We start from the raw sequence: 12907 nt of genomic DNA, 5'->3' as shown, positions 1-12907 counted from the left end.
CAAAACAACAGAGGCGGTTGCGACAGCAACCAAATCTGGGTTGTCGATTGTGCGATGATGATGGAAAACATAAAGATAACGCAGGAAACCGGGAACGATCAAAGCAGGAGCCCAGCATACGGCCCGCACCGTTTCCCGAAATTGGAGAGATGGAGCCCCAAATGAAAAAACTGACAGCCGGTCGTGGCGTATCGCTTCGTGCATGCCTGATGTTCGGAGCCGCCGGAATTGCCTTGGGGACGCCTGGCGTGGCCCTGGCGCAAGGCGAAGATTCCGTCGAGGCGCCGCCGCCTTACGAGGAGGAAGATGCGTTCGGCAACCAGATCATCGTGACCGCGGTCAAACGTGAGCAGACCCTGCAGCAAACCCCGGTCGCGGTTTCCGTGACCCTGGCGGAAACGCTGGAGCGCGCCCAGATCCGCGACATCAGCGACCTGCAGACTGTCGTGCCTTCGTTAAGGGTGCACACCAACCAGAGCTCTTCGCAGTCGACCTTCGCCATTCGCGGCTTCGGCAATGGGGCGAACAATGCCGGGATCGAGCCCTCGGTCGGCGTGTTCGTCGATGGCGTCTACCGTTCGCGCATCACCGGCCGCATCAGCGACTTCCCCGATATCCAGCGGGTCGAGGTCCTGCGTGGCCCGCAATCGACCTTGTTCGGCAAGAACGCTTCGGTCGGCGTGATCTCGATTCGGACGCAACCGCCGCAGTTCCGCCCTGGCGGGTCGCTCGAAGCGACCTATGGCAATTTCAATTCCTTCGTCCTTAAAGGCCATGTGACCGGTCCGGTATCGGACAACGTGGCGATGAGCCTCGCCGCCGGCGGCAATTGGCGCGACGGTTATATCGACGACCTCGGGACCGGGACCGATATCAACGATCGCAACCGCTGGTTCGTTCGCGGCCAGATGCTGTTCGAGCCGAGCACGGATCTTTCGATCCGCCTGATCGCCGATTACGACATGCTCGACGAGAATTGCTGCGGGGTCATGCTGCTGCAGCCATCCCCTGCTTCGGGCGTGATCCAACTCCTGGGCGGGATGCAGAGCGATCCGGACGATCCCTTTGCCGACGTCACCTTCAACAATTTCGTGGCCGAGAACGAGATCGAGAATTACGGCATTTCCGGTGAGATCAACTATGCGATCGGCGCGCTCGATCTTACCTCGATCACTTCGTTCCGCCGCAGCGATGCCTTGACCCGGCAGGATGTCGACTTTTCGAGCGCCGACCTGATCTATCCGTTCCTGACCGATATCAAGGTCGATACCTTCACCCAGGAGCTGCGGCTTGCGGCCGAATTTGGCGACGTGGTGACCGCGCTGCTCGGTGCTTTCTACATCTCCGAGAGCGTCGACCAGACCGGCGCTTTGCGATACGGCGCGGACATGCGCGACTATGTCGACATCCAGGTGATGGCGGCAACCGGCGGCGCGCTCGATGTCGCCGCGCTCGAACAGACCTTCGGGTTCTTCGACGGCGATCCAACCCAGTATCTTGGCGATTTCTTCCGTGCCGGAACCGGGATCGAGGAAGCCTATACGCTCGACAGCGAAGCGCTTTCGATCTTCGGCCAGTTCGATGTCGAGCTCGCCCCCGGGCTGACTCTGACCCTGGGCGGCAACTACACGTTCGACAGCAAGACCTTCGTGCTCGACTCCGTGGCGACCGACGTGTTTTCCAGCATCGATCTCGATGCGCCGCAATATGCGCCGTTCCGCTACCAGCTGCTGTATGAGGGCGGGCTCTCGCAACAGGTTGGCGCGGCGTTGATGTTGGGCCGCGGGGCAACCGCGGGCGAAATCTTTGCCTTCGCGACCGATCCGATGACAGCTCCGATCTACGCCTTGATCGAAGCCGGGGTCGATGCCTTTGCCATGGCCAATATGAACAATCCGGCAGCCAATCCGCTGGCTGTCGCGCGCCCGCTGCAGTTTATCCCGCCCTTCCTCAAGGTCCCGAACGCGGTCGAGGACGGCGAGATCGACGATGAGGATTTCAGCTACACGGTCCGGTTGTCATACGACGTGTCGCCCAATTTCAACCTCTATGCCACCTATGCGACGGGCTTCAAGGCGGCCTCGGTCAACCTGTCGCGCGACAGCCGCCCGTTCCCGGCCGACCAGGCGGCGCTGGCCGGCGCCGGGCTGATCACCAACAATCTCGAATTCGGCACCCGCTATGCCGAACCCGAGGAAGCGACGGTCTACGAATTCGGAGCCAAGGGAACCTGGGACATGCTGTCGGCGAACCTGGCGGTTTTCCAGCAGGAAATCGAAGGCTTCCAGTCGAACATCTTCACCGGTTCGGGATTCGCATTGGCCAATGCCGGCAAGCAATCGACCTTCGGCGTCGAGCTCGAATCGCAGGTCTATCTGACCGATGAATTCACGCTCAATCTCGGGGTCACCTATCTCGATCCCTATTATGACGACTTCGAATTCAGCTCGGTGGGCGATCTTACCGGCACGATCCCGGCGGGCATTCCCGAATGGACGATCATGATCGGCGGCGATTACGATCACGAATTGGGCAATGGCGACAACCTCATCCTGCGCGCCAACTACCTCCACGAATCCGAAGTCCAGATTGTCGAAGGCCTGCCGGGCTATCTCACTCAGGGACAGGGCGCCGCGATCGCAGCGGCGGTGCCCTTCACGCGGACGGTCGACGATCTGTCGGCCTCGATTACCTACGCGATGGAATCGGGCCTCGAATTCTCGATCTGGGGCCGCAACTTGCTCGACGACCGCTATTTCGTGAACATCTTCGACACCCCGGCCCAGCCGTTGTCGATCTCCGGCTATCCCAACCAGCCGCTCACCTATGGCGGTACGGTGCGCTTCAAATGGTGATCGCGCCAAATTGAGCGAAGGAATCGGGGGGCAATTTGCCCCCCTTTTTCCTGGCCTTGTAAGTATCGGATATTGGCCATAGGATTTCCACATCGCGATCAATTGCACGCGGGGGGATTCCATGGGCGAATATGGCGGGTTCTGGCGCCGGGTGGGTGCCTATCTGATCGATGTGATCCTTCTGGGAATCGTCGCCAGCACCCTCGGGTCGATATTCGGATTTGGCACCACGACCTCCGAATTCGGCGATTTGTCCGCGTCCTATTCCTATAGCGTCGACGATGCCGAGAGCAGCCTGTTGAGCCTGGCGCTGGGAATTGCCTATTTCGCCGGCCTGGAAAGCTCGAAGATGCAGGCCACCCTCGGCAAGAAGGCGCTCGGCATGGTGGTTACCGACCTCGATGGCAACCGGATCAGTTTCCTGCGGGCACTGGGCCGCTATTTCGCCAAGATCCTTTCCGCACTGATCCTGCTGATCGGATACATCATGGTTGCCTTTACCGTGCGCAAGCAGGGCCTCCACGACATGCTGGCCGGGACGCTGGTGTGGAAGGGAGACCCGCACCGGACGGATCCGGCAATCTTCGACTAGGTCGCTAAAGCTCCCTAAGCGTCTGCGCCGGCTTGGCCCGCAGCAGCGGTAGCGAACCGGCGAAGGCGAAGGCCAGCACCAGCGCAATTCCCGCTCCGAGCACCGCGATAATCCGCGGCCAGTCGGGCAGCCAGTCGAATTCGAACATCTCGACGATTACCAGCCAGGCCAGCGTCGTCCCGAGGCCGAGCGCGACCAAGGCAAGGATTGCGGCGAGCAGCCCGTATTCGGCGAGCTGGAGCACCAGCAATTGCCTGCGGCTGGCGCCGAGCACCCTGAGCACGACATTGTCGTAAAGCCGGCTGGCCCGGGCCGCGGCGATCGCGCCGAGCAGTACCGCGATCCCGGCCAGCACCGCGACCGAGGCCGCGGCGAGGATCGCATTGCCGACCTGGCCCAGGATCGCGCGCGCCTCGGTCAGCACCTGGCCGACTTCGATCACCGAGCTCGACGGGAAATTGCGCACCATCTGGCGCAGCAGCGGCCCGGTTTCGCTGCCTTCGGGCAGGTCGACCATCGCCGCAAGATTGTGCGGTGCATCGATCAGCGCGTTGGGCGAGAATACCAGCACATAGTTGAAGCCCATCGAATCCCAGTCGATCCGCCGGAACGAGGCGACCCGTGCGCTGCGCTCGATGCCGAGCAGCCCGATCGTGATCCTGTCGCCGATTTCGAGGCCGATTGCATTTGCAAGTTCCTCGTCGACCGAGACCAGCGGCTCGCCGGCGTAATCCTCGTCCCACCATTCGCCTGCAGTGACCGTGTTTCCTTCGGGAACCTCGACCGAATAGGTCAGGCCGCGCTCGCCGCGCAGCTGCCAGGCACCTTCGGGCGTGTCTTCGAGGTCGGCCACGCGGGTCATGGCGCCCTCGGGCCCATAGGCGAGGATCCTGCCGCGCAGCGTCGGGACGCTGCGGAACGCCGCATCGGGACTGTCGGCGCGCACCATTTCCTCGAACTCGCCAATCCGCTCGCGCGGGATATCGAGCACGAAATAGTCGGGTGCCTGTTGCGGCACGCTGCGCTGGATATTGGCGTCGAGGCTGGTCTGGATCGCCGCCAGGAGGACGAAGGCCGAAAGCCCGAAGCCGAGCGCCGTCACCAGCGCGCCGGTCTGCGCGCCGGGGCGGTGGAGATTGGCGAGTGCGTTCCGAAGCAGCGGGTCCCGCGGGCGCGGGGCGGAGGCGGCGAAATTGCGGATGATCCAGCCGAGCAGCGAAAGGAGGATCAACAGCAATGCGCCACCGGCGAGAAACAGCGCGCTGACCCATGGTTGCGGCGCGCCGATCAGCGCCAATGCGAGAATCGCCAGCAACCCGCCACCGACCGGGAGCAATGCGCTCTTCCAGTCGCGCGCCAGCGGGGCAACCCGCTCGCGCATCAGCGCCATCGCCGGAAAGCGCTTCGCCTTGAGCAGCGGCGGGGCGGCAAAGACCAGCGCCACCAGCAGTCCGAACGCGGCCGCGCGGCCAAGCGCGGCAAGATCGATCACCAGCCCGGTCTCGACCGGTAGCAGCGAGCCCAAGGCGAATGCCAGAAGCGGGGTCACGGCAATCCCGGCAACGAGTCCGGCAAACGCGCCGGCAACCGCCGCTGCGCCAATCTGGAGGGCATAGATGCGGGCAATGTCGCGACTGGTCGCGCCAAGGATCTTGAGCGTCGCAATGCTGTTGCGGCGGGCTTGCAGATAGGATGCGACCCCGCCGCCGATCCCGATTCCCGCGATTACCAGCGCGGCGAGCCCGACCAGCGTCAGGAACTCGCCCATCCGGGAGACGAAGCGCTCGGCGCCGGGAGAGGCCATTTCGGCGGTGCGGAACGAGAAGCCGGCAACCGGGAATCGCTCCTCGATTTCCTCTTCGACCTCCTCGGCAGCGCGGCTGCGGTCGAAGGCGATGCGGTATTTGCTTTCATACATCGAGCCGGGCGCGACCAGCCCCGCGCGTTCGGGAACCTCGGCGGCAACGATCATCGCCGGGCCGAGCGCGAAGCCTTCGCTCAGCCGGTCGGGCTCGTCCTCGATGATTCCGCCCACGCGCATATCAATCGTACCCAGCCGGAAGGAGTCGCCCGGTCCGATATCGAGCCGGTCGGCGGCGCCTTGCGCGATCCAGGCCTCGCCGGGACCCGGCGCTCCGGCAGTCCGACCATCGGCGAGGGTAAAGGTGCCGTAAAGCGGCCAGAGCTCGTCAACCGCTTTCAGTTCGATCGGCGCGGCGGCCTCCTCGGTACTGGCGGTGGCCTGCATCCGTAGGCCGCCGGAAACCGTGCCATAGGTTTGAAGGACCGCGAGCTCTTCGGCGTTGGGCGGGCGCTGCCACACCCGCACTTCGAGGTCGCCGCCAAGGATTTCCTGCCCGCGCAATGCAAGTTCGCCGCGGATCGCTCCAGTCAGCGTGCCGATCGCGGCGAGCGCCCCGACGCCGAGGAACAAGCAGATCAGTAGCAGCCGCAAGCCGCGGAAGCGGCGGTGCAGGTCGCGCCGGGCAATCGCCCAGGCGGTTCGCCAGGGCAGGGCAGCGCTCATGCGGCCCTCGTATCGCTTTCGATCCGCCCGTCGCCGAGCGTGACGATCCGGTTGCAGCGTTCGGCGAGTGCGGCGTCGTGGGTTATGATCACCAGCGTGGCGCCGGTCTCGGCGCGGCGATTGAACAGCAGGTCGATAATCTCATGCCCGGTATGCGCGTCGAGATTGCCGGTCGGTTCGTCGGCGAAGATCAGCGAGGGGCGCGGCGCGATCGCGCGGGCGATCGCCACGCGCTGCTGCTCGCCGCCCGAAAGCTCGGCGGGATAATGGGTCAGTCGGTGGCCGAGTCCGACCGCCTCGAGTTCTGCCTTGGCACGCTCCCAGGCGTCCGCGTCGCCGGCGAGTTCCATCGGCGTCGCGACGTTTTCCTGCGCCGTCATGGTCGGCAGTAGGTGGAAGGCCTGCAGCACGATCCCGATCCGCCCGCGCCGCGCGGTGGCCAATTCGTCTTCGTCCATTGCGGCAAAATCGCGTCCGGCGACGCTGAGCGTCCCGCCGCTGGCGCGTTCGAGGCCCGACAGGACGGCCATCAACGAAGACTTGCCGCTGCCCGAGGGACCGAGCAGGGCAAGCGTCTCGCCCGCTGGAACCTCGAGATCGATTCCGCGCAGGATTTCGACCGCGGCCTCTCCGGTTCCGAGCGTCAGGGTGAGGTTGCGCGCCGATATGGCGCTTTGATTGTTGCTTGGGCTTGTCACATTTCTGCGTTTGCCTAGGGATGGGCGAGAGAGCAACCCGGCAATAAGGGCATTGGCCGATGACTTTGAGGTGTCTGTCGATAAGTATGGCGCTGGCGCTGGCCGCCTGCGGGGCGGAGGCACCTGCACCCGGGCCCCAGGAGGCAATTGCTGCCCCGCAGGAGGAGGCGGTCGTTGCGGGGCCGGAGCGGCGCATCCTCGCTTTCGGCGACAGCCTGTTCGCGGGGTATCGCGTCGCGGAGGGCGAGAGCTATCCCGACCGGTTGCAGGCGGCGCTGCGCGCGCGCGGGATCAATGCGGTGATCACCAATGGCGCGGTTTCGGGAGATACGAGCGCGGCGGCCTTGCAGCGCCTGCCTTTTCTGCTCGACAACCTGGATCAGACGCCGGAGCTGGCGATCGTCGAACTGGGCGGGAACGATTTGTTGCGCAGCCTTTCGCCGGAAGAAACGAAGGAAAACCTGGCGACGATCATCGACCTGATCGAAGCGCGCGGGATCGACGTGCTGCTGGTGGGAATGCGCGCGCCGCCCAATCTCGGCGAAGGATTCCAGCAGCAATTCGATGCGCTTTATGCCGAACTGGCGCGGGAGAAGGGCGTGCCGCTGGTGCCGTTCTTCCTCGGCCCGGTCTACGACAAGCCCGAGCTGATGCAGGCCGACCATATCCATCCCACGGCACAGGGGATCGAGGTGCTGGTCGAGGCCACGGTGGAGGACGTGGTCGAGGCCCTGCCGGAGAGCGAGTGAGTCCCCGCGAAGGCGGGGACCTCCAATCTGATTTACGCCATGTGCGAAAGTTGGCTCCCGCCTGCGCGGGAGCTCAGCCAACTTCAGAGTCGCTCCACCTTCCCGTCTGACACCCGCCAAGTCGCGGCCTCTCCCGCAAGCTCCTCGAACGGCGCAAGTTCGGTCCCTGAAAGCCAGGCCTGGGCCTTGCCCGCGCGCAGGCGATCGAACAGCGCCGCGCGCCGGACCGGGTCGAGATGCGCGGCGACCTCGTCGAGCAGCAGCAGGCCGGGGCGCTCGCCGGCGGCGAGGCCGGCATGGGCAAGGGTGATCGCGATCAGCATCGCCTTCTGCTCGCCGGTCGAACAATTGGCGGCCGGCTGGCCTTTGCCGGCCATGGTTACTTCGAGTTCGTCGCGATGGGGGCCGGTGAGGGTCCGCTGGGCCGCGCGGTCGCGCTTTCGGCCCTTGCGCAGCGCCTCCGCCAGTTCGCCGCGCTCCAGCGGGCCACCCGGGACATAGGCGAGGGCGGGGCGGGCAAAGGGCGCGTCGGGCAGGCTGGCGAGTTCGGCGGTGAGCCTTGCGACCAGCGTCGCGCGTCCCGCCGCCAGGGCCTCGCCCGCTTCGGCCAGTTGGGCTTCGACCGCATCGAGCCATTGCGGCTCGGGCTCGCGTTCGTCCGCGAGGAGCCGGTTGCGTTCGCGCAGCGCCGCCTCGTAGCGGCTCGCCCGGCGGGCATGGGCGGGTTCGAGCGCCAGCGCCAGCCGATCCATGTAGTGCCGCCGCGCGCCCGCGCTGTCGGCAAACAGTCCGTCCATCGACGGGGTAAGCCAGGTCACCGCCAGCCATTCGCCGAGACTGGTCGCGCTGGCATCGGCGCCATTGACCTGGACGATCCTGCGCCCCGGCCGGGCGGGATCGGCGCCGGTCCCGAGCAGGACAGGATCGGGGCTGTCTTCGGTCAGAAGCTCGGCGCTCACCGCAAATCCGCCCGGTCCCGGATCGCCAGCCATCTCGGGGAGTGTCGCGCGGCGCAGCCCGCGCCCCGGGGCGAACAGCGAAATCGCTTCGAGCACATTGGTCTTGCCCGCCCCGTTATCGCCCATCAGCAGGTTGATCCGGGCGGTGCCGTCAAGGCGGCTATCCCGGTGGTTGCGAAAGCTTGAAAGGGTGATCCGGTCGAGCGCCATGTATGGCAGGTGCGATAGCGGCGCATAGTCGCGCTAGCCACGCAAAATTGTCGATCCCACTAGTTAGTGAATATTCCCAACACATGGCATTCACCTCCCGTAAAGCAAATTCCTCCGGGCAGGAAATGGCGGAAATTCGGCATTTTTCAAAACTGGCACGGCTCCTGCAATACATCTGGCGTGGACGGAATGGTTCCTTCCACAGAGTTTACGAAGGGGAATTGAAATGCAGAACACTGTTTCCATCGGCAGCCGCGTAGCCGCCTTCTTCAGCGCCATGGCCATCACCGGCCTCATGCTGACCGCCTATTTCGCACCGCCCGCCAGCGCTGCCGTCGGAATTGTCGCATGAGCTCGCTCAAACACAGCGACGGCCGCGCCCCCGCAAGCAAGCGCTCATTCCAGCTCGATCGTACCAACGGGATGGTGATGGGCGTTTGCGGCGGGATCGGCAATTTTTTCGGGATCAACGCCAATTACGTGCGGGGCGGCTTTGTCCTCGCCACGCTGATCGGCTTCGGATCACCGATCCTGCTTTATCTGGCGATCGGCATCATTACCGCGCTGGTAAACCGCTGAGCCGGGGATGGGACTTGGATTGCGCTAACGCTTTGCTGCTTGAGCGCACCAAACAGCCCCGCTCAGCCCTCTAATCGAAGCCTTCCCGCGCGAAGGGCGAAAAATCGGTATCGTCGTCATAGACCTCGACCCCCTCGCGCCGCTTGAGGAAGCCGACCACCTGGTAGGTCACCGGCGTCAACAGCGCCTCCCACAGGGTCTTGATGACCCATTGCGTGATCGCCAGCATGATCACATCTCTCACCGTCCAGCCCGGAACGAACAGGAATGCCAGCGGATAGAACAGCGCGCTGTCGACCGCCTGGCCGAACACGGTCGAACCGATTGTGCGCATCCACAGATGCCGCCCTTGCATCAGCACCTTCATCTTCGCGAGCACGAAGCTGTTGACGAATTCGCCGCACCAGAAGGCGATCAGCGAAGCGAACACGATCCGCGGGGTCTGCCCGAACACCGAGTAATAGGCGGCCTGGTTGGGCGCGGTCACCGTCTCGCCATTGACGACATATTCGGCCGACGCCATCGCCCAGCCGGGCGCGGGCGGGATGTTCACTACCACCACCGACATCAGCACCATGAACAGCAGCGCGAACAGCCCGGTCCATATCACCCTGCGGGCATGGGCATAGCCATAGACCTCGGTCAGCACGTCGCCGATGATGTAGCTCACCGGGAAGAACAGCACCCCGGCGCCGAAAGTGATCGTGCCAAGCAGCGGCAGGTCGACCTGCGCCTGCTTGGCCGCCCCGATCAGGTTCGACAGCAACAGGATGGTGACGAACGCCGCCATCACATAATCGGAATAGCGGAAATGCCGCCGCGCGCCCGCCTTGCCGCCGATCTGCCTGGGTTCCCCGCTCATGGCAGGGGACTAACCCGATTTGCGCAAAGGGGAAAGCGCGCTAATGGAACGCTGCGCGCGCCCGTAGTTCAACTGGATAGAGCACGAGCCTTCTAAGCTTGGAGTTGCAGGTTCGAGTCCTGCCGGGCGCGCCAGCCAAGAGGGCCCAATAAATGGGCCTTCTTGGCTGGCATGCTGGGGCGGGCTCGGACCTTGGGTTCGGAGTCGGAGCAAAGCGGAGACGAACGAGCGCGCAGCGCGAGGACAGTCCTGCCGGGCGCGCCAGTTTCCTCTCCGTGCCACCGCGTTACTACTTGAGCGCGATCAAGCGCACTCGATGCACAGCGTCGCCGTGGGCATCGCCTTGAGGCGGCCTTCGCTGATGTCCTTGCCGCAACTGGCGCAGGTGCCATAGGTGCCGTTCTCGATCCTCAGCAGCGCCTGGCGAATCTCGGCGATCTCGCGCCGCAGGACATCGTCCACGCCCGCCAGCGCCTCGTCGTCGGCGAGGTCGACCGCCTGCTCGCTCGAATCCGCGTCGAGCTCGTGGCGCAATTCGTCGCGGATCTCGCGCGAGCGGCCCAGCAGTTCGGCAAGCTTTGCCTCCAGCACTTTTGCAAGTTCGGCATGGTCACTCATCTGAAAAATCTCCACGGCAGGTTCAAACACGCAGCGTAGGGCTGCAGCGGGGCACTGCGCAAGTCTTTGCGCGGCATCAATCGGAATTGCCATTCACCTGTCGGGATTGCTTACACTTGCAAGAAGGTTAATGCGCCGGAAACCATCGCCAGGCGCAGGAAAGCACGCAACGCAAGAACTGGCACGGGGATTGCAGTGTTATGTACGTCTCTGGTTTATTCAAAGAGGCGGGACCGACCCCTGTCCCCCAAAACCTGGTCTCCCGGTCCCGCCTCTTATTTCCAGGACAATCCCGGACGTTTCGGAACAGGATTCGCCCTCCCCATCGACGGGGGAGGGATACGAAGACTTGGCCCGCCGGGCCTAGTCGGAGTTGGGTGGGGGTGAGGCAACCGCTCGCCGCAGAGCCACCCCCTTCCAAGCTTCGCTAGCTCCGGAAGGAGCAAGCTACGCTATCCTTCCCCCATCGAGGGGGAAGAGGAGGTTCAGCCCGCCTTCGCTACCTGCGCCTCGTCGAGCAGCTGCTGGAGCTCGCCGGCCTCGAACATTTCCATCATGATGTCGCTGCCGCCGACGAATTCGCCCTTCACGTAGAGCTGGGGAATGGTCGGCCAGTCGGAATAGGATTTGATCCCCTGGCGGATTTCCATGTCCTGCAGCACATCGACGCTGCCGAATTCGACCCCGCAATGCTGCAGGATCGCGACCGCGCGGCTCGAAAAGCCGCATTGCGGGAACAGCGGGGTGCCTTTCATGAACAGCACGACATCGCTGTCGCTGACAATTTTGGAAATGCGTTCGTTGACGTCGGTCATGATACGGCCCTGGAATAATGTTTAGGGGTAAGCCTTCACTTGGGAACGGCGGTAGTCAGTTGCAAGGCATGGAGCGCGCCGCCCATCCGCCCGCCAAGCGCCTCGTAGACCAGCTTGTGCTGGGCGACGCGGGTCTTTCCCGCGAAGGCGGCGGAGGTAACCCTGGCGGCGTAATGGTCGCCATCGCCGGCAAGATCGGTGATCTCGACCTCGGCATCGGGCAGTGCGGACCTGATCAGGGCCTCGATCTGCGAGGCTTGCATCGCCATAGGTCAGGAATCGCTCATCAGCTGGCGGCGGGCTTCGACGGTCTTTTCCTCGAGCATCGCGCGCACTTGCTCGGCATCGATATCGATCCCGGCGGACGTGAAATCGCCGACCACCTTGCGGATGACGTCCTCGTGTCCGGCTTCCTCGAAATCGGCCTGGACCACCGCCTTGGCATAGGCATCGGTCTCCTCGGCGGTGAGGCCCATCTCGCCGGCAGCCCATTGGCCGAGCAGCCTGTTGGCGCGCGCGGCAATCCGGAACGCGGTTTCCTCGTCCATGGCGTGCTTGGCTTCTTCGCCCCGCTTGCGATCGTTGAAGTCGGTCATGAGTGATTCCCTGAAAAAGAACTTCGTCGGGTCCAGATAGCGCCAGCCGGCGGCGCGCGGCAAGGTGGTTCAGGCGGCGGTGCCCTTGGCGAGCCACGGGGCGCTCTGTGCCTGGCGCGCTTCATAGCCTGCAATCGCATCGTTGCGCGCCAATGTCAGCGCCACTTCGTCGAGACCGTTCAAGAGGCAATGCTTGCGGAACGGGTCGATTTCGAAAGTGAAGCGGTCCTGGAACGGGGTAGTCACGGTCTGGCTTTCGAGGTCGATCGTGATCGGATCGGTCTCGGCCACTTCCATCAGCCGGTCGATCGCTGCCTGCGGCAGGGCGACCGTCAGGATCCCGTTCTTGAACGCATTGCCGGAGAAGATATCAGAAAAGCTCGGCGCGATCACCGCCTTCACGCCCATATCCATCAGCGCCCAGGCGGCGTGTTCGCGGCTCGACCCGCAGCCGAAATTGTCGCCCGCGACGATGATCGGGGCAGCGGCGTATTCCGGATTGTCGAACACATTGCCCGGGTCCTTGCGCAGCGCTTCGAACGCGCCCTTGGCGAGCCCTTCGCGGGTGACCGTCTTGAGCCAGTGCGCGGGGATGATGATGTCGGTATCGACGTTTTTCATGCCCAGCGGATAGGCGCGGCCTTCGACCTGCTTGACCGGCTGCATTAGTCGGTTTCCGGCGGTTCGCCGCTGGGCGGCATGGGCGGTTGCGCAGGCTTGGCCTTCTTCCTGCGCGAGGCATAGAGCAGCGCGGCGGCGACGGCGGCCGAACCGATGGCGGCGCCGGCGATCATGGCCTTCTTTTTTGTCTCGTCGTTCATGGTTACCTAGGTGGGTTTCCAGTATC

General features: G+C 64.1%; 15 protein-coding genes and 1 tRNA gene. 6 read left to right on the top strand and 10 right to left on the bottom strand.

Annotated elements, in window-relative coordinates:
• Positions 1-161: 161 nt before the first annotated feature.
• Both AC16XC_RS01240 and AC16XC_RS01235 read left to right on the top strand, forming a co-directional pair.
• Complete coding sequence (locus AC16XC_RS01240; RefSeq protein ID WP_484032812.1) at positions 162-2855, top strand: TonB-dependent receptor; 2694 nt, start codon at positions 162-164, stop codon at positions 2853-2855.
• Between the two features lie 121 nt (positions 2856-2976).
• Positions 2977-3447 carry an RDD family protein gene (locus AC16XC_RS01235; protein ID WP_484032811.1) on the top strand — a complete coding sequence of 157 codons (471 nt, stop codon included), beginning with the start codon at positions 2977-2979 and terminating at the stop codon, positions 3445-3447.
• Positions 3448-3451: 4 nt separating this feature from the next.
• Here the strand turns inward: AC16XC_RS01235 and AC16XC_RS01230 are convergent, their stop codons facing one another.
• Together AC16XC_RS01230 and AC16XC_RS01225 are read right to left on the bottom strand one after the other, a co-directional pair.
• A complete protein-coding gene (locus tag AC16XC_RS01230; protein ID WP_484032810.1) occupies positions 3452-5974 on the bottom strand; it encodes an ABC transporter permease in 2523 nt (840 codons plus the stop codon).
• The gene (locus AC16XC_RS01225; protein ID WP_484032809.1) at positions 5971-6672 is read right to left on the bottom strand and encodes an ABC transporter ATP-binding protein; all 702 of its coding nucleotides are present in this window, start codon (positions 6670-6672) and stop codon (positions 5971-5973) included. Before AC16XC_RS01225 ends, AC16XC_RS01230 begins: the two co-directional genes overlap by 4 nt.
• A gap of 59 nt (positions 6673-6731) precedes the next feature.
• On the opposite strand from AC16XC_RS01225, the gene AC16XC_RS01220 reads away from it, so the two are divergent.
• The gene (locus tag AC16XC_RS01220; RefSeq protein WP_484032808.1) at positions 6732-7421 is read left to right on the top strand and encodes an arylesterase; all 690 of its coding nucleotides are present in this window, start codon (positions 6732-6734) and stop codon (positions 7419-7421) included.
• An 83-nt stretch (positions 7422-7504) separates the two neighbouring features.
• Here the strand turns inward: AC16XC_RS01220 and recF are convergent, their stop codons facing one another.
• Entirely contained in the window at positions 7505-8590 is a 1086-nt protein-coding gene (recF, locus tag AC16XC_RS01215) for a DNA replication/repair protein RecF (RefSeq protein ID WP_484032807.1), read from the bottom strand.
• A gap of 226 nt (positions 8591-8816) precedes the next feature.
• On the opposite strand from recF, the gene AC16XC_RS01210 reads away from it, so the two are divergent.
• Together AC16XC_RS01210 and AC16XC_RS01205 are read left to right on the top strand one after the other, a co-directional pair.
• Complete coding sequence (locus AC16XC_RS01210) at positions 8817-8942, top strand: hypothetical protein (RefSeq protein WP_484032806.1); 126 nt, start codon at positions 8817-8819, stop codon at positions 8940-8942.
• Positions 8939-9169 carry a PspC domain-containing protein gene (locus AC16XC_RS01205; protein WP_484032805.1) on the top strand — a complete coding sequence of 77 codons (231 nt, stop codon included), beginning with the start codon at positions 8939-8941 and terminating at the stop codon, positions 9167-9169. The genes AC16XC_RS01210 and AC16XC_RS01205 overlap by 4 nt, the downstream gene beginning before the upstream one ends.
• A gap of 70 nt (positions 9170-9239) precedes the next feature.
• Here AC16XC_RS01205 and AC16XC_RS01200 read toward each other — a convergent pair whose 3' ends face one another.
• Positions 9240-10031, bottom strand: a complete 792-nt coding sequence (locus AC16XC_RS01200) for a queuosine precursor transporter (protein WP_484032804.1) — start codon at positions 10029-10031, stop codon at positions 9240-9242.
• 57 nt (positions 10032-10088) lie between these two features.
• Between AC16XC_RS01200 and AC16XC_RS01195 the strand changes: the two genes are divergently transcribed.
• Positions 10089-10165, top strand: a tRNA-Arg gene (locus AC16XC_RS01195).
• A gap of 169 nt (positions 10166-10334) precedes the next feature.
• Here the strand turns inward: AC16XC_RS01195 and AC16XC_RS01190 are convergent.
• The 6 genes from AC16XC_RS01190 to AC16XC_RS01165 all read right to left on the bottom strand — a co-directional run bounded on the left by AC16XC_RS01190 (position 10335) and on the right by AC16XC_RS01165 (position 12881).
• Positions 10335-10649, bottom strand: coding sequence for a TraR/DksA family transcriptional regulator (locus AC16XC_RS01190; RefSeq protein ID WP_484032803.1), 315 nt, complete (start codon positions 10647-10649; stop codon positions 10335-10337).
• 485 nt (positions 10650-11134) lie between these two features.
• Positions 11135-11464 (bottom strand): Grx4 family monothiol glutaredoxin, encoded by a 330-nt coding sequence (gene grxD / locus AC16XC_RS01185; RefSeq protein ID WP_484032802.1) that lies wholly within the window; start codon positions 11462-11464, stop codon positions 11135-11137.
• Between the two features lie 35 nt (positions 11465-11499).
• Complete coding sequence (locus AC16XC_RS01180; protein WP_484032801.1) at positions 11500-11733, bottom strand: BolA family protein; 234 nt, start codon at positions 11731-11733, stop codon at positions 11500-11502.
• A 3-nt stretch (positions 11734-11736) separates the two neighbouring features.
• A complete protein-coding gene (locus tag AC16XC_RS01175; RefSeq protein WP_484032800.1) occupies positions 11737-12060 on the bottom strand; it encodes a DUF1476 domain-containing protein in 324 nt (107 codons plus the stop codon).
• Positions 12061-12129: 69 nt separating this feature from the next.
• On the bottom strand, positions 12130-12726 hold the full coding sequence (gene leuD, locus AC16XC_RS01170; protein WP_484032799.1) for a 3-isopropylmalate dehydratase small subunit: 597 nt from the start codon (positions 12724-12726) through the stop codon (positions 12130-12132).
• Entirely contained in the window at positions 12726-12881 is a 156-nt protein-coding gene (locus AC16XC_RS01165) for an isopropylmalate isomerase (protein WP_484032798.1), read from the bottom strand. The genes leuD and AC16XC_RS01165 overlap by 1 nt, the downstream gene beginning before the upstream one ends.
• Positions 12882-12907 lie beyond the last annotated feature (26 nt).

This window comes from Candidatus Andeanibacterium sp. (assembly GCF_057143545.1).
This window is presented reverse-complemented; position numbering and strand designations above follow the sequence as displayed.